The 24,303-nt window shown below is 60.3% G+C and carries 23 protein-coding genes, 2 tRNA genes, 3 rRNA genes and 1 riboswitch; of the genes, 12 read left to right on the forward strand and 16 right to left on the reverse strand.

The annotated features are described in order from the left end of the window. The first annotated feature begins 45 nt into the window (after window positions 1-45). Entirely contained in the window at window positions 46-498 is a 453-nt protein-coding gene (gene dtd / locus M52SOB_RS06785; RefSeq protein ID WP_131111163.1) for a D-aminoacyl-tRNA deacylase, read from the forward strand. On the opposite strand, the gene M52SOB_RS06790 is transcribed toward dtd, so the two are convergent. The 10 genes from M52SOB_RS06790 to ispD all read right to left on the reverse strand — a co-directional run bounded on the left by M52SOB_RS06790 (window position 440) and on the right by ispD (window position 9,514). Next, entirely contained in the window at window positions 440-748 is a 309-nt protein-coding gene (locus M52SOB_RS06790) for a hypothetical protein (protein WP_131111164.1), read from the reverse strand. The genes dtd and M52SOB_RS06790 overlap by 59 nt on opposite strands. A 9-nt stretch (window positions 749-757) precedes the next feature. Further along, window positions 758-1,648: an AEC family transporter gene (locus M52SOB_RS06795; RefSeq protein WP_131111165.1), complete on the reverse strand. Its 891-nt coding sequence runs from the start codon at window positions 1,646-1,648 to the stop codon at window positions 758-760. Window positions 1,649-1,778: 130 nt separating this feature from the next. Next, window positions 1,779-1,892 (reverse strand): 5S ribosomal RNA (gene rrf / locus M52SOB_RS06800). A 117-nt stretch (window positions 1,893-2,009) separates the two neighbouring features. After that, window positions 2,010-5,448 (reverse strand): 23S ribosomal RNA (locus tag M52SOB_RS06805). 295 nt (window positions 5,449-5,743) lie between these two features. Then, a tRNA-Ala gene (locus tag M52SOB_RS06810) sits at window positions 5,744-5,819 on the reverse strand. A gap of 8 nt (window positions 5,820-5,827) precedes the next feature. Further along, window positions 5,828-5,904: transfer RNA gene (locus M52SOB_RS06815), tRNA-Ile, on the reverse strand. 53 nt (window positions 5,905-5,957) lie between these two features. Next, a 16S ribosomal RNA gene (locus M52SOB_RS06820) occupies window positions 5,958-7,505 on the reverse strand. The 16S, 23S and 5S rRNA genes sit together here with 2 tRNA genes alongside, the layout of an rRNA operon. A 278-nt stretch (window positions 7,506-7,783) precedes the next feature. After that, a complete protein-coding gene (thpR, locus tag M52SOB_RS06825; protein ID WP_131111166.1) occupies window positions 7,784-8,356 on the reverse strand; it encodes an RNA 2',3'-cyclic phosphodiesterase in 573 nt (190 codons plus the stop codon). Then, window positions 8,349-8,831 carry a 2-C-methyl-D-erythritol 2,4-cyclodiphosphate synthase gene (gene ispF / locus M52SOB_RS06830; RefSeq protein ID WP_284155238.1) on the reverse strand — a complete coding sequence of 161 codons (483 nt, stop codon included), beginning with the start codon at window positions 8,829-8,831 and terminating at the stop codon, window positions 8,349-8,351. The genes thpR and ispF overlap by 8 nt, the downstream gene beginning before the upstream one ends. After that, window positions 8,828-9,514, reverse strand: a complete 687-nt coding sequence (gene ispD, locus M52SOB_RS06835; RefSeq protein WP_131111167.1) for a 2-C-methyl-D-erythritol 4-phosphate cytidylyltransferase — start codon at window positions 9,512-9,514, stop codon at window positions 8,828-8,830. Before ispD ends, ispF begins: the two co-directional genes overlap by 4 nt. 89 nt (window positions 9,515-9,603) lie before the next feature. Here ispD and amrB point away from each other — a divergent pair, with 89 nt between their 5' ends. From amrB to amrS, 3 genes are read left to right on the forward strand one after another with little or no spacing between them, the layout of a single operon-like run. Beyond that, window positions 9,604-10,422, forward strand: coding sequence for an AmmeMemoRadiSam system protein B (gene amrB / locus M52SOB_RS06840; RefSeq protein ID WP_284155016.1), 819 nt, complete (start codon window positions 9,604-9,606; stop codon window positions 10,420-10,422). Further along, window positions 10,415-10,972, forward strand: coding sequence for an AmmeMemoRadiSam system protein A (gene amrA, locus M52SOB_RS06845; protein WP_131111168.1), 558 nt, complete (start codon window positions 10,415-10,417; stop codon window positions 10,970-10,972). Before amrB ends, amrA begins: the two co-directional genes overlap by 8 nt. After that, window positions 10,948-12,042, forward strand: coding sequence for an AmmeMemoRadiSam system radical SAM enzyme (gene amrS, locus M52SOB_RS06850; RefSeq protein WP_131111169.1), 1,095 nt, complete (start codon window positions 10,948-10,950; stop codon window positions 12,040-12,042). Before amrA ends, amrS begins: the two co-directional genes overlap by 25 nt. A 23-nt stretch (window positions 12,043-12,065) precedes the next feature. On the opposite strand, the gene M52SOB_RS06855 is transcribed toward amrS, so the two are convergent. Beyond that, window positions 12,066-13,157: a PilT/PilU family type 4a pilus ATPase gene (locus tag M52SOB_RS06855; RefSeq protein WP_131111170.1), complete on the reverse strand. Its 1,092-nt coding sequence runs from the start codon at window positions 13,155-13,157 to the stop codon at window positions 12,066-12,068. Window positions 13,158-13,249: 92 nt separating this feature from the next. Here M52SOB_RS06855 and M52SOB_RS06860 point away from each other — a divergent pair, with 92 nt between their 5' ends. From M52SOB_RS06860 to M52SOB_RS14020, 8 genes are all read left to right on the forward strand, one after another. After that, a complete protein-coding gene (locus tag M52SOB_RS06860) occupies window positions 13,250-13,999 on the forward strand; it encodes a fused MFS/spermidine synthase (protein WP_131111171.1) in 750 nt (249 codons plus the stop codon). 20 nt (window positions 14,000-14,019) lie between these two features. Further along, window positions 14,020-14,367, forward strand: coding sequence for an ArsC family reductase (locus M52SOB_RS06865; protein WP_172601771.1), 348 nt, complete (start codon window positions 14,020-14,022; stop codon window positions 14,365-14,367). Window position 14,368: 1 nt separating this feature from the next. After that, window positions 14,369-15,205, forward strand: coding sequence for an Hsp33 family molecular chaperone HslO (hslO, locus tag M52SOB_RS06870; RefSeq protein ID WP_131111172.1), 837 nt, complete (start codon window positions 14,369-14,371; stop codon window positions 15,203-15,205). Window positions 15,206-15,273: 68 nt separating this feature from the next. After that, window positions 15,274-15,371, forward strand: a riboswitch (glycine riboswitch). 159 nt (window positions 15,372-15,530) lie between these two features. Then, on the forward strand, window positions 15,531-16,622 hold the full coding sequence (gene gcvT, locus M52SOB_RS06875; protein ID WP_131111173.1) for a glycine cleavage system aminomethyltransferase GcvT: 1,092 nt from the start codon (window positions 15,531-15,533) through the stop codon (window positions 16,620-16,622). Window positions 16,623-16,626: 4 nt separating this feature from the next. Continuing rightward, entirely contained in the window at window positions 16,627-17,007 is a 381-nt protein-coding gene (gcvH, locus tag M52SOB_RS06880; protein ID WP_284155017.1) for a glycine cleavage system protein GcvH, read from the forward strand. Continuing rightward, the gene (gene gcvP, locus M52SOB_RS06885) at window positions 17,004-19,808 is read left to right on the forward strand and encodes an aminomethyl-transferring glycine dehydrogenase (RefSeq protein ID WP_131111175.1); all 2,805 of its coding nucleotides are present in this window, start codon (window positions 17,004-17,006) and stop codon (window positions 19,806-19,808) included. Before gcvH ends, gcvP begins: the two co-directional genes overlap by 4 nt. Next, window positions 19,808-20,335, forward strand: coding sequence for a gamma carbonic anhydrase family protein (locus tag M52SOB_RS06890; protein ID WP_131111176.1), 528 nt, complete (start codon window positions 19,808-19,810; stop codon window positions 20,333-20,335). Before gcvP ends, M52SOB_RS06890 begins: the two co-directional genes overlap by 1 nt. Window positions 20,336-20,572: 237 nt before the next feature. After that, window positions 20,573-21,112 carry a PEP-CTERM sorting domain-containing protein gene (locus M52SOB_RS14020; protein WP_284155018.1) on the forward strand — a complete coding sequence of 180 codons (540 nt, stop codon included), beginning with the start codon at window positions 20,573-20,575 and terminating at the stop codon, window positions 21,110-21,112. 77 nt (window positions 21,113-21,189) lie between these two features. Here the strand turns inward: M52SOB_RS14020 and ftsB are convergent, their stop codons facing one another. The 5 genes from ftsB to M52SOB_RS06920 all read right to left on the reverse strand — a co-directional run bounded on the left by ftsB (window position 21,190) and on the right by M52SOB_RS06920 (window position 24,303). After that, window positions 21,190-21,468, reverse strand: a complete 279-nt coding sequence (ftsB, locus tag M52SOB_RS06900; protein WP_131111177.1) for a cell division protein FtsB — start codon at window positions 21,466-21,468, stop codon at window positions 21,190-21,192. 142 nt (window positions 21,469-21,610) lie between these two features. Beyond that, window positions 21,611-22,897 carry a phosphopyruvate hydratase gene (gene eno, locus M52SOB_RS06905; protein ID WP_131111178.1) on the reverse strand — a complete coding sequence of 429 codons (1,287 nt, stop codon included), beginning with the start codon at window positions 22,895-22,897 and terminating at the stop codon, window positions 21,611-21,613. A gap of 25 nt (window positions 22,898-22,922) precedes the next feature. After that, the gene (locus M52SOB_RS06910) at window positions 22,923-23,216 is read right to left on the reverse strand and encodes a Dabb family protein (RefSeq protein ID WP_131111179.1); all 294 of its coding nucleotides are present in this window, start codon (window positions 23,214-23,216) and stop codon (window positions 22,923-22,925) included. Then, on the reverse strand, window positions 23,213-24,049 hold the full coding sequence (kdsA, locus tag M52SOB_RS06915) for a 3-deoxy-8-phosphooctulonate synthase (protein ID WP_131111180.1): 837 nt from the start codon (window positions 24,047-24,049) through the stop codon (window positions 23,213-23,215). The genes M52SOB_RS06910 and kdsA overlap by 4 nt, the downstream gene beginning before the upstream one ends. Continuing rightward, on the reverse strand, window positions 24,046-24,303 hold the full coding sequence (locus M52SOB_RS06920; RefSeq protein WP_131112466.1) for a DUF2442 domain-containing protein: 258 nt from the start codon (window positions 24,301-24,303) through the stop codon (window positions 24,046-24,048). Before M52SOB_RS06920 ends, kdsA begins: the two co-directional genes overlap by 4 nt.

Raw genomic sequence — 24,303 nt, forward strand, 5'->3', positions numbered from 1 at the left:
TACTAGCAGCTCAAATGCATCAGACCGCTATACTCCGGGTCCATCATGCGAGTCGTCATCCAGCGTGTCCGCGAAGCCTCCGTCAGCGTGGCAGATGAAACCTGCGGACGCATCGGCCCCGGCATGCTGGTGCTGGCCGGTTTCGAGGCCAGCGACGGCCCGGCCGACATCGACTGGATGGTGCGCAAGCTGCTCGGACTGCGCATTTTTTCCGATGACCGCGGGGTGATGAACCGCAATGTCATCGAGGCCGGCGGTGAAATCCTCGCCGTGTCGCAATTCACGCTCTTCGCCTCGGTGAAAAAAGGCAATCGCCCTTCCTGGTGCCGTGCCGCCAGCGCCGAGTTTTCGGCGCCGATGTTTCATCAATTCGTCGCCGCGCTCGCCGAAGGCGCAGGGCGTCCTATCCCGACCGGCGTCTTTGGCGCCGAGATGCGGGTCAGTCTGGTGAATGACGGTCCGGTGACGCTGATGATCGACTCGAAATCACCCGAGTGATCCTCTCCTCGACCACCACGGCCTCCCCGTCGATCACCTGTCCGGTATCGCTCGGCGCGGGGCCTGCACGCCGCGCCTGCCGTAAACGACGTGTGCGCCACCAAAACCAGCCCCATACGACCAGACCGACCACCACGGCGATGGCCAGCACCACCAGCGAGAACATGAAACCCACGACCAGCAATGCCGCACCGAGGATGACGCTGAACAATTTCGCCAACGGGCCGCTTTCTGGAATATGCGATCTCATCGTCGCCTCCTATGGCAAGGTCATGGCCAGCGCCAAGGGAATGAAAATCAGAGCACCGAGATTGCCGATCATGACGAGGGAAGCCACCTTCGCCGGTTCCTGCTGGTAACGCTCGGCAAACACATAATTGAGCACGGCCGGCGGCAGCGCGCCGAACACCATCAGCATCGCCGCAGCGCGCTCATCGAGCTGCAACCAGTAGGCCATCAGAGCGGCGAACGCCATGCCGATCACCGGACGGGCCACCATGCCGATCAAGCCAAGCCGCACATCACTCCACCGCGAGAGCGCCAGTCGCACGCCGAGCGAAAACAGCAACAGCGGAATCGCCACGTCCCCTACCAGCTTGATCGCCGTAAACAGCGGCAGCCAGAGCGGCAAATCGAGAAACTTGATCGCCAGCGCCAGCAGTGCGGCAAAGATCACCGGCACCCGCCAGAGCGTCCACAGCCGGGCATGATGATCGAGCATCCACGTGCCCAGCGTGTAATGCAGCAGGTTCTCGACGAAGAACAACACCACTGCCGCCGGCAGCGCAGCATCGCCAAAGGCGAGGACCATCAAGGGCAGTCCCATGTTGCCTGAATTGACGAACATCATCGGCGGCACGAAGGTCTTCGGCTGTTCGCGGAGCAATCGCGCCAGGCTCCAGGCAATCCCGCCGCTGGCGAGCATCAGCATCAGAGCAGCCACGGCAAGGCGCCCATAGGACGCTAGATCGAAGCTCTTCGAAGCCAATGCTGCGAATACCAGCGCCGGGACGAACACGTCCATGTTGAGCTGATTGGCAAACGCCATATCGATCCCGCCCCCGGCTCTCCGACGCAGACGGGCATAGAGCCACCCAGCCGCGATGATGGCGAAGACGGGGAAAATGATCGAAAGGATGCGGAAAAACATGGCAAGGACGAACTGAAGAAGAGCGAAAGCTAGCTTAATCGATTTGCTGGGGGCTCGCGTTTGGCAGCGCGCAAAGCAAAACGCCCCACAAGGTGTGGGAGACCTTGCGGGGCGTTGGCGGATGGGGTTAGTCTGGTGTTGACCTACTTTCTCGCCCGGAGGGGGCAATATCATTGGCGCGGTCTCGTTTCACGGTCCTGTTCGGGATGGGAAGGGGTGGTACCGAGACGCTATGGACACCAGACTGAAACTGGGGTGAATTTTGCGGAGGGGATTTGGAAGAAGTGTGTGGGGGGGTAATGATTGTTGTGGGTTGTGCTGTCGGGGCACAACGGGGTTGGCGTTGTGGTGACAAGGTTATAGGGTCAAGCCGCACGGGCAATTAGTACTGGTTAGCTTAACGCATTGCTGCGCTTCCACACCCAGCCTATCAACGTCCTGGTCTAGAACGACCCTTTAGGGGGATCGAGTCCCCGGGAGATCTCATCTTGAGGCGAGTTTCACGCTTAGATGCTTTCAGCGTTTATCTCTTCCGTACTTAGCTACCCGGCGATGCGACTGGCGTCACAACCGGTCCACCAGAGGTACGTCCACTCCGGTCCTCTCGTACTAGGAGCAGGCCCTCTCAAATCTCCAGCGCCCACGGCAGATAGGGACCAAACTGTCTCACGACGTTTTGAACCCAGCTCACGTACCACTTTAAATGGCGAACAGCCATACCCTTGGGACCGGCTACAGCCCCAGGATGTGATGAGCCGACATCGAGGTGCCAAACTCCGCCGTCGATGTGAACTCTTGGGCGGAATCAGCCTGTTATCCCCAGAGTACCTTTTATCCGTTGAGCGATGGCCCTTCCATACAGAACCACCGGATCACTATGACCTGCTTTCGCACCTGCTCGACTTGTGGGTCTCGCAGTCAAGCCGCCTTTTGCCATTGCACTATGAGCACGATGTCCGACCGTGCCTAGGCGACCTTCGTACTCCTCCGTTACCGTTTAGGAGGAGACCGCCCCAGTCAAACTGCCTGCCATGCACGGTCCCCGACCCCGATTCAGGGGCCCAGGTTAGAACCTCAACGACACCAGGGTGGTATTTCAACGTCGGCTCCGCGCGATCTGGCGACCGCGCCTCACAGCCTCCCACCTATCCTACACAAGTCCCGTCAAAGTCCAATGCAAAGCTACAGTAAAGGTTCATGGGGTCTTTCCGTCTAGCCGCGGGGAGATTGCATCTTCACAAACATTTCAACTTCGCTGAGTCCCAAGAGGAGACAGTGTGGCCATCGTTACGCCATTCGTGCAGGTCGGAACTTACCCGACAAGGAATTTCGCTACCTTAGGACCGTTATAGTTACGGCCGCCGTTTACCGGGGCTTCGATCAAGAGCTTGCACCCCATCACTTAACCTTCCGGCACCGGGCAGGCGTCACACCCTATACGTCGTCTTTCGACTTGGCAGAGTGCTGTGTTTTTGTTAAACAGTCGCAGCCACCGATTCTCTGCGACCCCTTTCCGCTTCGCCCGCGAGGGACTACACGTACTCGGGGCACACCTTCTCCCGAAGTTACGGTGTCAATTTGCCGAGTTCCTTCTCCTGGGTTCTCTCAAGCGCCTGAGAATTTTCATCCTGCCCACCTGTGTCGGTTTGCGGTACGGTCAATCACAGACTGAAGCTTAGAGGCTTTTCCTGGAAGCAGGGTATCACTCACTTCGCGGTCAAAGACCACTCGTCATCACGCCTTGGCTTAGCCGCACGGATTTTCCTATGCAGCACGCCTACACGCTTAAACCGGGACGTCCAACACCCGGCTGAGCTAACCTTCTCCGTCCCCCCATCGCATCTGTGATCGGTACAGGAATATTGACCTGTTTCCCATCGACTACGCCTTTCGGCCTCGCCTTAGGGGCCGACTCACCCTGCGCCGATGAACGTTGCGCAGGAAACCTTGGGCTTTCGGCGAGCGGGCTTTTCACCCGCTTTATCGCTACTCATGTCAGCATTCGCACTTCCGATACCTCCAGCAGGGTTCCCACCCCACCTTCTCTGGCCTACGGAACGCTCCCCTACCGTCCAGGATTCAGGTTACAGGATACGGGTTACAGTGTCTTCGATAACCCCGTCAGCATCTTGGCGATCACTTCATACTCGTCTCGCCAGCGCTGCCAGGCCACCTCATCGATGTAGCCCAAATCTTTACAGTATCTCAGCCATACCCGCATCTCGTCTGCACTCCCAATCGCCATGTGCACGAAACGCTTGAATTCCGCTTTGGAATGCGCTTGCTTGCCAAATCCTTCCGCAAGATTGGCACAAATGCCTTTGCTCGCGCGTCGGATTTGATCAGATAGCGCATATTGCTCGATCGACGGGAAGGTCAAACTCACCCGGTGGATCTCCAAGGAAATCGCATAGGCACGCTTGAACACCTCCAGATCATCGAACTTCAGCGTCATACTGATTCCTGTACCCTGAAACCTGAATCCTGAACCCGCAGCTTCGGTTATTGGCTTGAGCCCCGTTACATCTTCCGCGCAGGACGACTCGACCAGTGAGCTATTACGCTTTCTTTAAAGGGTGGCTGCTTCTAAGCCAACCTCCTGGCTGTCTATGCCTTCCCACCTCGTTTACCACTTAGCCAATCATTGGGGACCTTAGCTGGCGGTCTGGGTTGTTTCCCTCTCGACACCGGACGTTAGCACCCGGTGTCTGTCTCCCATACATCACTTGCCGGTATTCGGAGTTTGCTATGGCGAGGTAGATCTCAATGACCCCCCCAACCATTACAGTGCTCTACCCCCGGCAGTGTCCATATGAGGCGCTACCTAAATAGCTTTCGGGGAGAACCAGCTATCTCCAGATTTGTTTAGCCTTTCACCCCTATCCACAGCTCATCCCCTACTTTTTCAACAGTAGTGGGTTCGGACCTCCAGTGAGTGTTACCCCACCTTCATCCTGGCCATGGATAGATCATCTGGTTTCGGGTCTACGCCCAGCAACTCAATCGCCCTATTCAGACTCGGTTTCCCTACGCCTCCCCTATCCGGTTAAGCTCGCTACTGAACGTAAGTCGCTGACCCATTATACAAAAGGTACGCAGTCACCCCTGCTTCAAGAACTCTAGTTCTTGAAGCAGGGGCAGGTTTCAGGTTTCAGGTTTCAGGTTTCAGCAAAAGCACGTCGCTTTGCGGCGTACAACCCACTGTACCCTGTACCCTGCACCCTGACTCCTGCCCCGCTTCAAGCGCAAAGCGCTTGAAGCAGGGGCTCCCACTGTTTGTATGCATGCGGTTTCAGGATCTATTTCACTCCCCTCCCGGGGTTCTTTTCGCCTTTCCCTCACGGTACTGGTTCACTATCGGTCGATCACGAGTATTTAGCCTTGGAGGATGGTCCCCCCATCTTCAGACAGGATTTCTCGTGTCCCGCCCTACTTGTCGCAAGCTCAGTCCCACTGCCGGGTTTTCGCGTACGGGGCTGTCACCCTCTATGGCCAGCCTTTCCAGACTGTTCCACTAACGCAGCAGCTATCTCTTGCAGGCTCTTCCCCGTTCGCTCGCCACTACTAAGGGAATCTCGGTTGATTTCTTTTCCTCGAGGTACTTAGATGTTTCAGTTCCCTCGGTTCGCCTCGACATCCTATGGATTCAGATGTCGATACCCTCGCGGGTGGGTTTCCCCATTCGGACACCTCCGGATCAAAGCCTGTTTGCGGGCTCCCCGAAGCTTTTCGCACGCTACAACGTCCTTCATCGCCTGTGATCGCCAAGGCATCCACCACATGCACTTCGTCGCTTGACCCTATAACGTTGTCCCCTGGCTCCCGCCAGGCCACGCTACAGGCACAACTCGCTTGTTTCCCTTCCATCGCTGGTTCAGGATGGAAGCGAAGATCGCAATCACTACCCATGCCGGTCAGGTACCAGGGTTCAGAAACCAGGAATCAGACTTCCCCAGCTCCCTACCATGATTACCTCACCAGCACCTTCACTTCTTCCAAGTTGTTAAAGATCCAACAGCCTCCGTGACCAAAAATCACGCATCAAGATTCAGACTTTCTATCTGATCCCTGATCCCTGATCCCTGATCTCTGTCATGGTGGAGGTGAACGGGATCGAACCGATGACCTCCTGCTTGCAAAGCAGGCGCTCTCCCAACTGAGCTACACCCCCTCTCAAGGTGGTGGGTCTGGTTGGGTTCGAACCAACGACCCCCGCCTTATCAAGACGGTGCTCTAACCAGCTGAGCTACAGACCCGCTCCCGCTCTCAAACAACCGATAGGCTGTAGGTGCTCACCAGGGTTCTCTAGAAAGGAGGTGATCCAGCCGCACCTTCCGATACGGCTACCTTGTTACGACTTCACCCCAGTCATGAAGCCCACCGTGGTAAGCGCCCCCCTCGCGGTTAGGCTACCTACTTCTGGTGAACCCCACTCCCATGGTGTGACGGGCGGTGTGTACAAGACCCGGGAACGTATTCACCGCGGCATGCTGATCCGCGATTACTAGCGATTCCGACTTCATGCAGTCGAGTTGCAGACTGCAATCCGGACTACGATCGGCTTTCTGGGATTGGCTCCACCTCGCGGCTTGGCAACCCTCTGTACCGACCATTGTATGACGTGTGAAGCCCTACCCATAAGGGCCATGAGGACTTGACGTCATCCCCACCTTCCTCCGGTTTGTCACCGGCAGTCTCATTAGAGTGCCCAACTCAATGATGGCAACTAATGACAAGGGTTGCGCTCGTTGCGGGACTTAACCCAACATCTCACGACACGAGCTGACGACAGCCATGCAGCACCTGTGTCCAGGCTCCCTTTCGGGCACCCCCACCTCTCAGCAGGGTTCCTGGCATGTCAAGGGTAGGTAAGGTTTTTCGCGTTGCATCGAATTAATCCACATCATCCACCGCTTGTGCGGGTCCCCGTCAATTCCTTTGAGTTTTAATCTTGCGACCGTACTCCCCAGGCGGCCAACTTCACGCGTTAGCTACGGTACTAAGAAAGTCTCCTTCCCCAACACCTAGTTGGCATCGTTTAGGGCGTGGACTACCAGGGTATCTAATCCTGTTTGCTCCCCACGCTTTCGTGCATGAGCGTCAGTGTCAACCCAGGGGGCTGCCTTCGCCATCGGTGTTCCTCCACATCTCTACGCATTTCACTGCTACACGTGGAATTCCACCCCCCTCTGCCGCACTCCAGCTTTACAGTCACAAACGCAGTTCCTAGGTTGAGCCCAGGGATTTCACATCTGTCTTATAAAGCCGCCTGCGCACGCTTTACGCCCAGTAATTCCGATTAACGCTCGCACCCTACGTATTACCGCGGCTGCTGGCACGTAGTTAGCCGGTGCTTCTTCTTCAGGTACCGTCATTAGCAGAGGGTATTCGCCTCCACCGTTTCGTCCCTGCCGAAAGAGCTTTACAACCCGAAGGCCTTCTTCACTCACGCGGAATGGCTGGATCAGGCTTGCGCCCATTGTCCAAAATTCCCCACTGCTGCCTCCCGTAGGAGTCTGGACCGTGTCTCAGTTCCAGTGTGGCTGATCATCCTCTCAGACCAGCTACGGATCGTCGCCTTGGTAGGCCTTTACCCCACCAACTAGCTAATCCGCCATCGGCCGCTCCAATTGCGTGAGGCCTTGCGGTCCCCCACTTTCACCCTCAGGTCGTATGCGGTATTAATCCGGCTTTCGCCGGGCTATCCCCCACAACTGGGTACGTTCCGATGTATTACTCACCCGTTCGCCGCTCGCCGCCAGGGCTCAGTTGCCTGAGTCCCGCGCTGCCGCCCGACTTGCATGTGTAAAGCATTCCGCCAGCGTTCAATCTGAGCCAGGATCAAACTCTTCAGTTCAATCTCTTCTCGCTCACTCAAATGAACGACAAGGTCTTTCCTTAACCTGTCTTCATCTGTGCAAGCACTTGCCAATTTCTTTCAGCAGCTCGCGCGCGACCTCTCCGGCCAGGGCTTCCTACCCCGCAAAACAGGCTTCGATTCCCACCCGCTTCGCCCACGCTCGCTACCTCCCCAGCAAGCACCTACACCTATCGGCTGTTTGGTTTTTAAAGATCATCTCGACGATCAATGTGCATCGAGGAAAGACCGCAATTATAGCCAGCCGAAAGAACGCGTCAACACTCTTTGCAGATTTTTTTATCGACGGCGGTTCGCAGCGGCCAGCTGGCCAGCGAAAGATATTGCCGTTCAGCGGGTTGCGGCAGCGATTCGACAAGTGCGAATTCTGCGGCCGACCAGCGAATCGGTTGTTCCAGGATAGGCAGATCGCCACAGCGAGCTTTGCGCGCCAGAGTGATATGCGGCACGAAAGGCCGTTTTTCGAGTTGGAACCCTTGGCCGTGCAGGTTTGCTGATAGCGAGTCATAGAGTCGGCGCTGGCAGGACGGCATTTCAGAACATCCCGCCCAGGCGATCCGGTTGTGGGGCCAGTAGCCGAGCCTATCGATGTTCATGGCAAACGCTCCGCCCTGAATCAGCCCTCCAATGGCAAGCAGTCGGTCGAGCTGCTCCTGAGTCACCGCCCCGACGAACACGAGCGTCATGTGCAGGCTCTCGCGTCGGGTACGCCGTCCGCCACAGATCTTCGCGATTCTGTCAGCCAGCGCATCGAGTGTTTCCAAGACCTCGGAGGGCGGCCAGAGGGCAAAAAAAACCCGCCGCGTGTGTAATCGAGCCGACTCAGTCACGGATCAACAACACGACCGCTTCGGCGGCGATGCCCTCACCACGGCCGGTGAAACCCAATCGCTCGGTCGTCTTGCCTTTGATGTTGACGCGATCGATGTCAATACCGAGATCGCTGGCGATGTTCGCGCGCATCGCAGACACATGCGGGGCGATGCGCGGCGCCTGCGCGATCACCGTGGCATCGACGTTGTTCACCCGCCAGCCAGCGGCACGAACGGTTGCCAGCGCCGCACGCAGCAGAGCACGACTGTCGGCATCTTTCCAGCGCGCATCGGTATCTGGAAAGTGGCGGCCAATATCGCCCAGCCCCGCGGCGCCGAGCAAGGCGTCGGTGATCGCATGGAGCAGCGCATCGGCATCGGAATGGCCGAGCAGGCCCAGGTGATACGGTATCGTCACGCCTCCCAGGATCAGCTTGCGATCCGGCACCAGCGCATGCACATCGAAACCTTGTCCGACTCTCAGCTCCATCATTGCCTCCGGTTGGCCAGAATCCATTCGGCCAGCTGGAGATCAAGCGGCCAGGTCACCTTGAGATTGGTCATGTCGGCGGCAACGAGCTTGGGATGGAGGCCCATGGCCTCGATCGCGCCCGCCTCATCGGTCACCTCGGGCATCCGCTCCAGCGCTTCGAGTAGCATCCGGTAACGGAACATCTGTGGCGTCTGCGCCTGCCAGAGACCTTCGCGAGCCACTGTCCCGGCAACACGCCCATCAGTCTGTGCCCGTTTCAGCGTATCGGCCACTGGCACGGCCAATAAGCCGCCGACCGGATCGTCACCGACCTCGGCGAGCAGTTTCCCGACATGCTCTACAGTCAGGCAGCAGCGCGCCGCATCATGCACGAGCACCCAGTCGTCGCCCGCCACAAGGCTTTGCAACGCGCGCAGCCCGTGGATCACGCTTTCCGCGCGTGTCGCTCCCCCACAGTGCCACACTGTCAACCTTCCTTTGAAATCCGACCAGTCGTAGCCGCCCCAAAATTCATCCTCGGGCGCGAGCACGACATGGACGTGGTCGATCGCCGCCACGCCGGTCAGTGTTTTCAGCGTATGCCAGATCAGGGGGCGACCGGTAAGCGGCAGATACTGTTTCGGCGTGCCGCCACCCATCCGTGTCCCGCCCCCGGCCGCGGGAATCAGCGCGTGATATTTCATGCGGCGATTTTACGTCTTGCGAGACGGCGCATTCGGTCTAGGATGGTGATTGAGATTGCGGATAGTCAAAGCATGAGGAGAGAACGCCGATGGAAATGCAAATCAGCCGTCCCCCTGCCGTTGCCGGGATGTTCTATCCAGGCGAGCCGCGCACCCTTGCCGCGGAAGTCGAAACCATGCTGGCGCGCGCCCGTGCCGTCTCGCCAGCGCCGACTTTCGGACAGCCGAAAGCGTTGATCGCGCCTCACGCCGGCTACATCTATTCCGGGCCGGTGGCGGCAAGCGCCTATGCATGCCTGGCCCCCTACGCGCAGGTGATCCGGCGAGTGATCCTACTGGGGCCGTGCCATCGGGTCGCCGTGCGCGGACTGGCGGTGCCGCATGCCCAATCGTTCAGCACGCCACTCGGTGCCGTCCCGCTCGATCAGGCCGCGATTGCCGCCGCGCTCGAACTCCCGCAGGTGATTCGCCATAACGGCGCTCATGCGGAAGAGCATTCGCTCGAGGTGCATCTGCCTTTCTTGCAAGCGACGCTGGAAGATTTCAGCCTCGTCCCGTTTGCGGTTGGCTACGCTTCGGCCGAAGAAGTCGCCGAGGTGCTCGAACTGCTCTGGGGAGGGCCGGAAACCCTGATCGTCGTGAGCTCCGATCTATCTCACTACCACCCCTATGCCGCCGCCCAGCGTCTGGATGGACATACTGCGGACGAAATCTTGCATCTTCATCTGCTGCACGACCACGAGCAGGCCTGTGGCGCGACGCCGATCAACGGGCTCATCGAGGTGGCAAAACGGCGCGGCCTCGTGCCGCATCTGCTCGATCTGCGCAATTCCGGCGACACGGCCGGCGACAAATCGCACGTCGTCGGCTATGCCAGCTTCGCCTTTACAGAGCCCGAACATGCCTGACCCCGCCTTGGGACAAGCGCTACTGATCCGCGCCCGCAATGCGATCGGCGAAGAATTCGGCTTGCCCCTGCAGCCCGAGCCCGACCACCCCGCTCTGCATCAGCCAGGCGCCACTTTCGTGACCTTGACCCAGGAGGGCCAGCTGCGCGGCTGCATCGGTTCGCTGGAAGCCTGGCGACCGCTCGACGAAGACGTCAAAGCCAATGCCAAGGCCGCCGCCTTTGGCGATCCGCGTTTTCCGCCGCTGTCGAAAAGCGAGTTCGCCCACACGCGCGTCGAGGTTTCCCTCTTGACCCCGCCCGTGCCGCTCGACTTCACCGACGAGGCGGACGCCATCCGGCAGATGCGCCCCGGGGTCGATGGCATGATCTTCGAATATCATGGCCGGCGTGGCACTTTTCTGCCCCAGGTATGGGAAAGCCTGCCGGACCCGCGGCAGTTCTTTGCCCATCTGAAACAGAAGGCCGGCTTTCCTGCCAGCTTCTGGTCCCCTGAGGTCCGGCTCTACCGCTACGAGGTGCAAAAATGGAAGGAACCCGAGAAGTCCTGAGTGGCGTCCCTGCCCGCTGGTGGCATGCGCTTCCCGACGGACGCATCCAGTGTGATCTTTGCCCGCGGGACTGCAAGCTGCACGATGGCCAGCGCGCCGCCTGCTTCGTGCGCGCGAACCAGGGCGGCCAGATGATCCTGACGACCTATGGTCGCAGCAGCGGTTTCTGCATCGACCCGATCGAAAAGAAGCCGCTCAATCACTTCTATCCCGGTTCCAGCGTCCTGTCGTTCGGCACCGCCGGCTGCAACCTCGCCTGCAAGTTCTGCCAGAACTGGGACATCTCCAAATCGCGTGAAATGGACACCCTGATGGACGAAGCCAGCCCGCAGGCAATCGCCCAGGCGGCAAAACGCTATGGTGCGCAGAGCGTCGCCTTCACCTACAACGATCCGGTGATCTTCGCCGAATACGCGATGGATACTGCCGATGCCTGTCATGCGCTCGGCATCAAGACCGTCGCCGTCACGGCCGGCTTCATGCACCTCGGCCCGGCCCGCGAGTTCTATGCCAAGATGGACGCCGCGAACATCGACCTGAAGGCTTTCACCGACGACTTCTATTTCAAGCTGTGCGGCGGTCATCTGCAGCCGGTGCTCGATCTGATCGCCATGGTGCATCACGAAACCGACTGCTGGATCGAGCTCACCACGCTCTTGATCCCGGGCGAGAACGACAGCGACAGCGAAATCAAACGACTCGCCGAATGGTGCTTCAAGGAGCTGGGGCCGGACGTGCCCTTGCACTTCTCGGCCTTCCACCCTGATTTCAAGATGCTCGACCGGCCGGCAACGCCGCCAGCCACTTTGCAACGCGCTCGTCGCATCGCCCTCGATGCAGGCTTGCATTATGTCTATACCGGCAACGTGCATGACCGCGCGGGCGACAGCACCTATTGCCCGGGCTGCGGCAAGGCGGTCATCGAACGCGACTGGTACGAGATTCTCAGCTATTCGCTCGACGACACAGGCCATTGCAAGCACTGCGGCACGGCGATCGCCGGACGTTTCGGCCATTTCGGACACGCCTTCGGTGCGCGGCGCATCCCGGTCCGGATCGCTGCGATGTAGATCTCGCCTCTCGCTACTGCGGACTACAGTCGTTCGGGAGCGACGGCCAGCCGCAGCTTCAGCGCGAGATCGGTCTTCGAATCGGCGTGATTGAGCGCCTCTTCGGGCGCGATGCGCCTGGCACGGCAAAGTTCCAGCAGACAGTCGTCGAACAATTGCATGCCGCTGGCGGTTCCCTTGCGAATGGCTTCCTTGAGCTGAGCGACCTCGCCTTTCTGGATCAGCGATGACGAATAGGCCGACTGCAACAACACCTCGGTCGCCAACACCTGGCCGCCATGCAATCCGGGCAGGAGCCTTTGGGAGATGACACCTTTGAGGTTGAGCGACAGATCGAGCAGCACCTGACGGTGCAACTCCTCGGGAAAGAAATTGACGATGCGCTCGATCGCCTGGTTGGCATTGTTCGAATGCATCGTCGACAGACACAAGGCACCGGCTTCGGCATACATGATGGCGTTTTTGGCCGTCTCGCGATCGCGGATCTCGCCGATGACAATGACGTCCGGGGCCTGGCGCATCATGTTCTTGAGCGCATCGGCAAAGCTCAAGGTATCGATGCCCACTTCGCGCTGCTCGACGACCGACTTGCCGTGTGGATAGATGTACTCGATCGGGTCTTCGACCGAAAGGATGTGGCCGTCCAGCGTCCGCGCCCGGTGTGCAACCATGGCTGCCAGCGTCGTACTCTTGCCCATGCCCGCCGCACCGACCACCAGCACGAGGCCACGTCGCAACAGCGCGAGCTGCCCAGCCTGGGGCGGCAGACCCAACTCTTCAAACGAGGGAACGTTCGTCTTGATCAGGCGGATCACCATCGACACCTCACCGCGCTGGTAATAGACGTTGACGCGATAACGTCCGCCCCCACGCGTGGCGAGTGCGAAATTGCATTCCTTGTTCTTTTCGAATTCGGCGCGCTGCGCTTCATTCATCAAGGCATACGCGAAGCGACGTGATTCGCCAGGCGCCAGGGCAGGCCATGATCTGCCTGCCCGCTGCGCCGGAAGTGTTCGACCTTGAATCTTCAAATGGGGCGGAATCTCCGCAGAAATGAACAGGTCGGAGGCCCCGCGCTCGAGCATCTGGTGCAACAGTTCCTGGATTTCGATCATTGTCCTTCCCGGTATTGGTTGGTTTCACCGCCCATGTTATCCAAACATCATTGCCAGGAAAAGTAAAATGTGATCATTTTTTGCGAGGCCGCATGGAAATCCAGGTCAGCGAATCCGCCGGTGTGCGGTATCTGCATTTCAGCTCCCACTGGATCCAGGGAGCGATGCGTGTGGCCCGCCCCTGGGCGCTGGAGCTCGACTACACGCGCGAGATGATGGCCGCCCTGCTGCTCCGCCCCGATCCGGACTGGCCGCGCACGGCTCTCCTGATCGGGCTGGGGGCTGGTTCGCTGACCAAGTTCCTTTATCGGCACCGGCCGGAAGCACGGCTGACGGTCGTCGAAATCGACCCGGAGGTCGTCGATGTCGCACGCCTTTATTTCAAGCTGCCGCCGGAGGACGAGCGCCTGACCATCCAGCTCGACGACGGCGCCGATTTCGTCGCCAAGACCTCTCGGCAGTTCGATCTGATCATGGTCGACGGCTTCGACGAAAACGGCCGCAGCGGCATGCTCGACACCCTGCCGTTCTATCTGAACTGCAAAGCGCATCTGTCCGAAAGCGGTCTACTGGTGACGAATCTGCTCACCAAGCGCCGCGGCGTGCGCCCCTCGCTGGAACGTTTGGAATCTGCCTTCGACGGCCGGGCGCTGGCCTTTCCGTCTTGCGCGAGCGGCAATGTGATCGCTTTCGCCGCGACCGGCGCAGCGGTGGAACACTCCTTGAGCGAACTCAAGACTTTGGCACGCGAATTGAAGGCGCAAACCGATCTGAATCTATTGCCGACCCTGAACCGCCTCGAACAGTCCCGCCGTTGCCCGGCGGGTAAACTGCGCATCTGACCAGCGATTTTGGAGGCGACATGATCAGGATCTATGGCATCAAGAACTGCGACACGATGAAAAAAGCCTTTCAATGGCTCGCCGAGCGCAACATTCCCTACGAATTCCACGACTACAAGAAAGCCGGCGTGCCGCGCGAGCGGCTCGTCGCCTGGTGCAAGGTTTTGGGCTGGAAAACCCTGCTCAACACCAAGGGGCCGACCTGGCGCAAGCTGACGCCAGAACAGCAACAAATCACCACGCAAAGCCAGGCGGTGGCGATCATGATGGAATTTCCGAGCGTGATTCGCCGCCCCGTCGTCGAAACAGAGAGCGGCCACCTGCTGGTCGGTTTCGACCCGACGATGTTCGAGAGCTTCATCAAATAAGATGGATGCAGTACGCCGCTTTCTCTTCGAAGAGCTCGACATCCGCGGTGCGATCGTCGCCCTCGGCAATGTCTGGCACGAACTGCAGGCCGGCCGGGACTTGCCGCCGCCCGTCAATGCCCTACTCGGCGAACTGGCTGCGGTCACCGCGCTGATCGCCGCCAACCTCAAGACACCCGGCCGTATCACCTTCCAGTTGCACGGTCACGGTCTCGTCTCGCTACTCTACGTCGATTGCGATGAACGGCTGCGCCTGCGCGGGATGGCGCGGCTTCGGCAGGATCGGGGTGCCGTCCCACCAGCGCCGAGTTTCGATGAGGTGCTCGGCGACGGCCAACTGGTTCTGACACTCGACACCCACTCGGGGGCGCCTTACCAAAGCATCGTGCCGCTGGCCGGGGCCAATCTCAGTGAAGTCTTCGCGCATTACCTCGCCCAATCCGAACAGCAGCCGGCCTGGCTCCTGCTCGGTGCCAACGAGGATTTCGCCGGCGGCATGTTTTTGCAGAAACTGCCCGATGCCGACCGCCGCGATCCGGACGGCTGGAACCGCCTCCTGCACCTCGCTTCGACCCTCACGCCTGCCGAGCTGGCCACCCCAGTGGCGAACCTGCTGATGCGTGTGTTTCCAGAAGAGAACATCCGCCTCTTCGATCCGCGGCCCGTCTCCTACCATTGCCCGCGTGACGAAGACAAGGTGCTCAGGATGCTGAAAAACCTGGGACGAGCGGAAATCGAGGCCACCCTTGCGGCCGAAGGCTGCATCAGCGTCGAAGACGAGATCTGCCAGCAGAATTATCGCTATGGCCCGGAAATCCTCGCGCGCCTATTCGACTGAAGCAGGGAAGCCTTGACGTTTTTTTCCGGGAAATGGTATGTTGCGCTGCGTTAAGCGCGGCGCAAGCCGGCGCGATATCGGGAGAGTTCGCCCCGACCCCAGTTGAGGCGACGCCGAAGGAGCAACCGCCCCGGAAACTCTCAGGCAAAAGGACCGATGTTGCGCATGATCTCTGAAGAGCCGCCGGGTCTATCGTCGTCCGGCGCACCGAAGGAGCAAACGGAAGCAGATCTTCCGTGAATCTCTCAGGTTCCGGACAGAGGGGGTATCCAGCGCGCATGGGGCGCCTGGATGACCACCAGACGCGGAGGGAGATCGCCACATCATGCCGCAACGCACCCCGCTTTATGACGCTCATCTCGCCGCCGGCGCGAAACTCGTCGATTTCGCCGGTTGGGAAATGCCCATCCACTACGGCTCGCAGCTCGAAGAGCACCACCTCGTGCGCCGCGATGCCGGCATGTTCGATGTTTCGCACATGCTAGGCCTAGACCTCGCCGGCTGCGACGCGCAAAGCTATCTGCGCCGCCTCGTCGCCAACGACGTCGCCAAGCTCACGCTGCCTGGCAAGGCGCTCTACTCCTGCATGCTCAATGAAGCGGGCGGCGTCATCGACGATCTGATCATCTATTTCTTCACCCCGACGAAATACCGTATCGTCGTCAATGCCGGCACCGCCACCAAGGATCTCGCCTGGATGCAGGCGCAGGCGACGAATTTCAATGTCAGCCTGACGCCGCGCCGCGATCTGGCGATGATCGCCATTCAGGGCCCTCGGGCGCGGGAAAAATTCTGGCAGGCCTTTCCAGAAAGCCGCGCCGCGAGCGAAGCGCTCGCAGTCTTTCAAGCAACGGAATGGAACGACTGGCTGATCGCCCGTACCGGCTATACCGGCGAGGATGGCTTCGAGATCAGCGTGCCGGCGACACAAGCCATCGCCGTGTGGCAAAAGCTCCTCGCCGCCGGCGTCAAGCCGGCGGGGCTGGGCGCGCGCGACACGCTGCGGCTGGAAGCCGGCATGAATCTCTACGGCCAGGACATGGACGAGTCGGTCACCCCGCTCGAATCGGGTCTCACCTGGACCGTCGATTTCAAAGACGGCAGCCGAGACTTCATCGGCAAATCGGCGCTGGTGACACGGCAAAGTCAAGGCAATCTGCGCCAGTTCCTCGGCCTCGTGCTCATCGACCGCGGCGTGCTGCGCGCTCATCAGAAGGTCATCACCGCGCACGGCGAGGGCGAAACGACGAGTGGCTCGTTTTCCCCGACGCTCGAACGGTCGATCGCCTTCGCGCGCCTGCCCGCGGGAGTTCGACCCGCTGACGTGGTAGAGGTCGCGGTCCGCGACAAGTTATTGAAGGCGAAGGTCGTCAAGCCGCCCTTCGTTCGCAACGGCAAATCTCTTCTCCAGGAGTGAAATCATGAACGTTCCCACCGATCTCAAATACACCGCCAGCCACGAATGGGCCCGTCGCGAGGCCGACGGCACTGTGAGTGTCGGCATCACCGACCATGCGCAGCAGGCACTCGGCGACATCGTCTTCCTCGAACTGCCGGAACCCGGCCAAGCGCTTGAAGCCGGCAAAGAATGCGCGGTGGTCGAATCGGTGAAGGCGGCCTCCGACATCTATGCGCCGGTGGCCGGTGAAGTCGTGGCGAAAAACGACGAGGCTCTCGCTGCGCCGGAAAAGGTGAATCAGGACCCATATGGCACTTGGCTGTTCAAGATCAAGCCGGCCAATCCGGCCTACCTCGACGGGCTGCTCGATGCCGCCGCCTATGAGAAGGTTGCCGCCGAATGACGCTGGAAGAACTCGAATGGCGCGACGAGTTCGTCGCGCGTCACATCGGCCCGAATGCGGCCGAACAGGCGGCGATGTGTGCCGTCATCGGTGTCAAGGACCGCGCCGAACTGATCGAGCAGACCGTGCCGGCCGGCATCCGACTGCCCGCCCCGCTGACGCTGCCCACGCCGCTCACCGAACATGCGGCGCTGGCGAAGCTCAAGGAGCGCGCCGATCGCAATCGGCTCAAGAAGTCTTTCATCGGGCTGGGCTACTACGGCACCTACCTGCCCCCGGTGATCCAGCGCAACGTCCTCGAAAACCCCGGCTGGTATACCGCCTACACGCCCTACCAGGCCGAGATCGCCCAGGGCCGGCTGGAAGCGCTGCTCAATTTCCAGCAGATGGTGGTCGATCTCACCGGGCTGCCGGTCGCCAATGCCTCGTTGCTCGATGAAGCGACCGCCGCCGCCGAGGCGATGGCGATGGCCCGCCGCACGAGCAAGGTGGAGAAGAACGCCTTCTTCGTCGATGAAGAGGCTTTCCCGCAGACGATCGACGTCGTCAAGACACGCGCGGCCTTCTTTGGCTTCGAGATCATCCTCGGTCCGGCCGAGCGCGCCGCCGACCACGATGTGTTCGGCGCCCTGCTGCAAACCCCGAACGCGCAAGGCGAGCTCAAGGACTTCACTGCCGTCATCGCCAAGCTCGAGGCCAAAGGCGCGATCAGCGCCGTCGCCTGCGATCTGATGGCGCTGGTGCTGACCAAGTCACCCGGTGAAATGGGCGCCGACATCGCGCTCGGCTCCTCCCAGCGTTTCGGCATTCCGATGGGCTACGGCGGCCCGCACGCCGCCTTCTTCGCCTGCCGGGACGAGCACAAGCGGCAGATGCCCGGCCGCATCATCGGCGTCTCGAAGGATGCGCGCGGCAAGCCGGCGCTCAGGATGGCGCTGCAGACGCGGGAGCAGCACATCCGCCGCGAGAAGGCAAATTCCAACATTTGCACCTCCCAAGTGCTACTTGCCAACATGGCGGGCATGTACGCGGTCTGGCACGGGCCGGAGGGCTTGCAACGGATTGCGCGGCGCATCCACCGGCTGACCTGCCAGCTGGCCCATGCCCTGGGCGTGACGGGGGCGTTCTTCGACACGATCGTCGCCAAAGTCGGCGCTGACAAGACGGCACTTCTCAAGGATTCGCCCTTCAATATCCGCCACATCGACGAGGAAACGATCGGCATCAGCCTCGACGAGACGACCACGCGCGAAGACGTCGCCGCGCTGGCCCAGCTGCTCGGCAAGAACATCGACTTTTCCGCCGCTGTGCCGGAGGCGATTCCCGCTCACCTCCGCCGCCGCTTGCCCTTCCTCACCCACCCGGTGTTCAATCACCACCACACCGAGCATGCGATGCTGCGCTATCTCAAGCGCCTGCAGAACAAGGACTTGGCGATGGACCAGGCGATGATCTCGCTGGGCAGCTGCACGATGAAGCTCAACCCCACCGCCGCGATGATGCCGGTGTCCTGGCCGGCCTTCGCACAACTCCATCCCTTCGCTCCCGCCGAACAGGCCGAAGGCTACACGCAGATGATCGGCGAGCTCTCGCAGTGGCTCGCCACGATCACCGGCTTCGATGCCCTGTGCATGCAGCCCAATTCCGGCGCGCAGGGCGAATACGCGGGCCTGGTCACGATCCGCCGTTATCAGCAGGCTCAGGGCCAGGGCCAGCGCGACGTCTGCCTGATCCCGAAATCCGCGCATGGCACCAACCCGGCTTCGGCACATATGGCCGGCCTGTCGGTCGTGGTCGTCGAATGCGATGCCCAGGGCAATGTCGACCTCGCCGATCTGAAAGCCAAAGCCGCGCAATACGCCGACCGGCTTGCCTGCCTGATGATCACCTACCCCTCGACGCACGGCGTGTTCGAAGAGGCCGTGAGGGAAATGTGCGAGGTCGTCCACGCCCACGGCGGACAGGTCTATATGGACGGCGCCAACCTCAACGCGCAGGTGGGACTCACCTCGCCCGGCCACATCGGCGCCGACGTCTCGCACATCAATCTGCACAAGACCTTCGCCATCCCGCACGGCGGCGGCGGCCCCGGCATGGGGCCGATCGGTCTGAAAGCCCATTTGGCGCCCTATGCGCCCGGCCACGTCTTCGCGGCCGAGCGCGTCGGCAGTCAGGGCGCGGTGAGCGCCGCCCCCTACGGTTCGGCCTCGATCCTGCCGATCTCGTGGATGTACATCGCGATGATGGGCGGCACTGGCCTGAGAGAGGCCACCGAAGTGGCGATCCTCAATGCCAACTACATCGCCACGCGCCTCAAAGACCACTACCCGGTGCTCTACACCGGCAGCCACGGTCGCGTCGCGCACGAGTGCATCCTCGACGTGCGTGCCATCAAGGCAGCCACCGGCATCAGCGAGATCGACATCGCCAAGCGGCTGATGGACTATGGCTTCCATGCGCCGACGGTGAGCTTCCCGGTGGCCGGCACACTGATGGTCGAACCGACCGAATCGGAAAACCAGGCGGAACTGGATCGCTTCTGCGCAGCGATGATTTCGATCCGCAACGAAATCCGCAACGTCGAGCAAGGCGTCTGGCCGCGCGAGGACAACCCGCTGAAGAACGCGCCGCACACCCAGGCCGACATCGTCGGCGAGTGGCACCGGCCCTACACGCGCGAAACGGCGGTGTTTCCGCTGCCCTGGGTCGCCAGCAACAAATTCTGGCCATCGGTCAATCGCATCGACGACGTCTGGGGCGACCGCAATCTGGTCTGCACTTTGCCTGCCGGGAGCGACTGATGCCGATCTACCGCATCGGCGTCAAGACGCCGCAGATCGATCCGACCGCATGGATCGCACCCAACGCCACCGTGATCGGCGACGTCCGACTCGCGGCTCACAGCAGCGTCTGGTGGAACTGCGTGCTGCGCGGCGACAACGACCCGATCACCGTCGGCGAAAACAGCAACGTCCAGGATGGCTCGATCCTGCACACCGATGACGGCATTCCGCTGACCATCGGCCGCAACGTCACGGTGGGACATAGGGTCATGCTGCACGGCTGCACGATCGGCAACGGCTCGCTGATCGGCATGGGCGCGATCGTCCTCAACAGCGTCGTGATCGGCAAGAACTGCCTGATCGGCGCCGGCTCCTTGATCCCCGAAGGCAAGGTGATCCCGGACAATTCGCTGGTCGTCGGCTCCCCTGGCCGGGTCGTCCATGAGCTTGCCGAGAAGCACCTGGCGCGTATCGCCCATTCGGCCGAGCATTACGTCGTCAATGCCGACAACTACCGACAGTTCCTGGAGGAAATCACGCGGTAAGACGCGCTTTCCCCCTGGCCGCTTTCCGAGCGCTGCCGACGTTCGCTGCCGAACCCGGAAAACCTGAAGGCACGTTGATCGACTTCCGGGTGGAAGTGCAGCGTGGAGGAATCACTGTCGATGGAATTTACACTGCGATAAGGCACTGCAATGCAATGCATTAAATTATATTGCAATTATCACCAGGCACGAATTATGCTTTCAGCCTCACATAACCAATCAGAAAGGAGGATTACCATGAAACGCACTCTACTTGCCATTTCGTGCCTGCTGGCTGCTACCAGTTCCAATGCAGCCTTGCTTGATGGGAAAATTATTGGATACGAGTATTACTATCCAGATCTCAACAATCTTTACTACTCCGCCCCGCCCACAACTGTGGGAGATGGAATCGAGTTTACGGGAACTTATTCTTCTTACTACGATGTAGCAAGCGTGGATATTGCCGACAACAGCATCACTTTCGATTTTTACACATCCAGCTTCTGGAGTTATTCTATTTTTAATGGCCTTAGATTGTTCGACATTAACGACACAATAGATGCCTTCACCTCTGTAACGATTGACCCAATCACCACCATGGGCGGCCTAAGTCAATCCAATATTACTTTCGACGGCGACAACATTTATGTAAATTGGCAGGCACTTCCATTTGATGAAAATACGATTGTCAAACTGAACATTAATGGATCCAGCGTCCCTGAGCCTGGCAGCCTTGCTCTTTTAGGCATTGGCTTGGCCGGTCTTGGTGTGCTCCGTCGTCGCAAATTCGTATAACGATTGACTAGCCGTTTCTAAAAAAAAGCCCGCCACGATTAAAGTGTCGGGCTTTTTTACATCCTGAGACCGGTCGGTTACGGCTTCTTCTGCGGTGTCTGGACGAAGATTTCGCCTTCCTTGACGAGGCCGAGTTCATAGCGGGCGCGTTCCTCGATCGCCTCGAGGCCTGACTTCAGATCTCGCACTTCGGCATCCAGCGCCGCATTGCGTGCTTCCAATCCCTGATTCATTTCGCGCTGGGCGGCAAGTTGGCGCTCCAGGTCCCAAACCCGGAGCAGCCCCCCCTTGCCGAACCACAGCGGATACTGCAGCAGGATCAGCAGGGCCGCCAACACCCAGGTCGGCCACCTCATAGCCCGCCTCCCTTCGCCCCCCTCGCGGGGGGTTCAGGAATGCTCGCTACGCTCGATATCACGGGGGTCTCCGTGGTGGGGCTGGTGCGGATTGCGCCTGGCGGCGCGTGCCGCGTTTGCTCGGGGCGACCCTTCGCAAACGCTACTTGCGAATGCTGTAGAAGGTTTCGAGGCCGGGATAGACGACCGTGTCGCCCAGATCTTCCTCGATGCGCAAGAGCTGGTTGTATTTGGCGATGCGATCCGACCGAGACAGCGAGCCGGTCTTGATCTGGCCGGCATTGAGACCCACCGCGATGTCGGCGATGGTCGAATCCTCGGTCTCGCCCGAGCGGTGCGAGATCACGTTGGTCCAGCCGGCGCGCTTGGCCATCTCGACGGCAGCGAAGGTCTCGGTCAGCGTGCCGATCTGATTGACCTTGATGAGGATCGCATTCGCGACGCCCTGGGCGATGCCCTCCTTGAGGATCTTCGGGTTGGTGACGAACAGGTCGTCGCCGACGATCTGGATTTTCTTGCCCAGCTTGTCGTTGAGCCGCTTCCAGCCGTCCCAGTCGGCCTCGCTCATGCCGTCTTCGATGCTGATGATCGGGTATTTGTCGACCAGCGTGGCGAGGTAATCGGCCATGCCGGCAGAGTCGAGCTCGAGCTTCTCGGAAGCCAGCACGTACTTGCCGTCCTTGAAGAATTCCGAAGCCGCGCAGTCGAGACCGAGCACCACGTCCTGTCCCGGCGTGTAGCCGGCCGCCTCGATCGCGCGCAGGATCAGCTCGATCGCTTCGTCGTTGCCTGAGACGTTCGGCGCAAAGCCGCCTTCATCGCCGACCGTGGTCGGATAGCCCTTCTTGTCGACGAGCTTCTTGAGATTCTGGAACACCTCGGCGCCGCAGCGCAGCGCCTCGCGGAAGCTGTTCGCGCCCACCGGCAGGATCATGAATTCCTGGATGTCGAGGTTGTTGTTGGCATGCGCGCCGCCGTTGATGACGTTCATCATCGGCACCGGCATCACCATCGGGCCGGAACCGCCGAAATAGCGATAGAGCGGCAGCCCCGCTTCTTCGGCCGCCGCCTTGGCGACCGCCATCGAGACGGCGAGGATCGCATTCGCGCCGAGACGGGATTTGTTGTCGGTGCCGTCGAGCTCGATCAGCGTCTTGTCGATGAACGCCTGCTCTTCGGCATCCAACCCGATGATCGCCTCGGAAATTTCGGTATTGACGTTCTCTACGGCCTTCAAGACGCCCTTGCCGAGGTAGCGCGCCGCATCCCCGTCACGCAACTCGATCGCTTCGCGCGAGCCGGTCGAGGCGCCAGAGGGCACCGCGGCACGGCCCATCACGCCGGATTCCAGCAGGACATCGGCTTCGACGGTGGGATTGCCGCGCGAATCGAGGATTTCGCGGGCGACGACATCAACGATGGCACTCATGTTTCTTCCTTTGCAGAGTCAAAATTCAACCAGCGAGATCGACGAACGCGAGGCTCGCGATCTCGTTCCATTGGGCAAGCACCGGCAGATGGTCCGGATGCTCGAAATAGGCATGGAGATCGGCTTCACTGTCGAAGGTGGCAACGAGGCCGTAATCCCAGGCATCGTCATCCGGCGTGAGATTCCTGCCATGCTGCCAGGAACGGATGACAGAGATTTTGCGCGGCAAGGCTTCCATCGCGGCCTGCACCGCAACGAAGCGGCGGTCATCGGGTGCGATGCCGGGTTTGAGCTTGAACAGCACGAGATGGGTGATCATGGCCACTCCCGAAAACCATGCCGCTTGACGATGGCATCGAGCTCGACGAGTTCGGCGAGAAGATTCGCCATCTGTGCGAGCGGCCAGCTGTTCGGGCCATCCGACAGTGCCTTGGCCGGATCGGGATGCGTTTCCATGAACAGACCGGCGATGCCGGCAGCCACCGCCGCGCGCGCCAAGACCGGCACGAACTCGCGCTGCCCACCCGAGCTCGTCCCCTGCCCGCCCGGCAACTGCACCGAATGCGTCGCGTCGAACACCACCGGGCAGCCGGTCTCGCGCATGATGGCCAAGGAGCGCATGTCGGCGACGAGGTTGTTGTAGCCGAAGGAAACGCCGCGTTCGCAGACCATGATCGTATCCGCGCCGCCGTTGGCCTCCTTGGCCTTGGCGACGACCTGCTTCATGTCGCCAGGTGCCAGAAACTGGCCCTTCTTGATGTTCACCGGCTTGCCGGTAGCGGCCACCGCCTGGATGAAATCGGTCTGGCGGCACAGGAAAGCCGGGGTTTGCAGCACATCGACGACTGCCGCGACAGGCGCCACATCGGCTTCGGTATGCACATCGGTGAGCACCGGAACACCGATCTCGCGGCGCACGCGGGAGAGCCACTCCAGCCCCTTTTCCATGCCGGGACCGCGCGGCGATTTGCCCGAGCTGCGATTGGCCTTGTCATAGGAGGCCTTGAAGAGGTAAGGCACGCCGAGCTTGGCCGTCACCTCTTTCATGTGACCGGCGACATCGAGGCAGAGCTGCTCCGACTCCGCCGTACACGGGCCGGCGATCAAAAACAGCGGCTGATCGAGGCCGACGTCGAAGTCAAACAGTTTCATGCTGCCATCCCTGTTTGTTTGCTCAACAAGTCGAACAAAAATTCTGGTGCCAGATCCGCGCCATTGGCCCAGACGACGGTTTGCAACGTTTCGTCGTGCCGGGCGGTAGCGAAAAGCGCCTCGTCTTTTAGGGGCTCGAACATCTCTCCCCACAATTCGCCGGAAAGGTCGATTTCGCCGGAAACGCCATTGTTGAAGCGGACGAACAAGCGATATCCAGATCTGGGCTCGACTTGGGTGGTATGCAAGAACAT

Origin of the sequence: Sulfuricystis thermophila (assembly GCF_004323595.1) — a bacterium.
GTDB classification, from domain to species: Bacteria; Pseudomonadota; Gammaproteobacteria; order Burkholderiales; family Rhodocyclaceae; genus Sulfuricystis; species Sulfuricystis thermophila.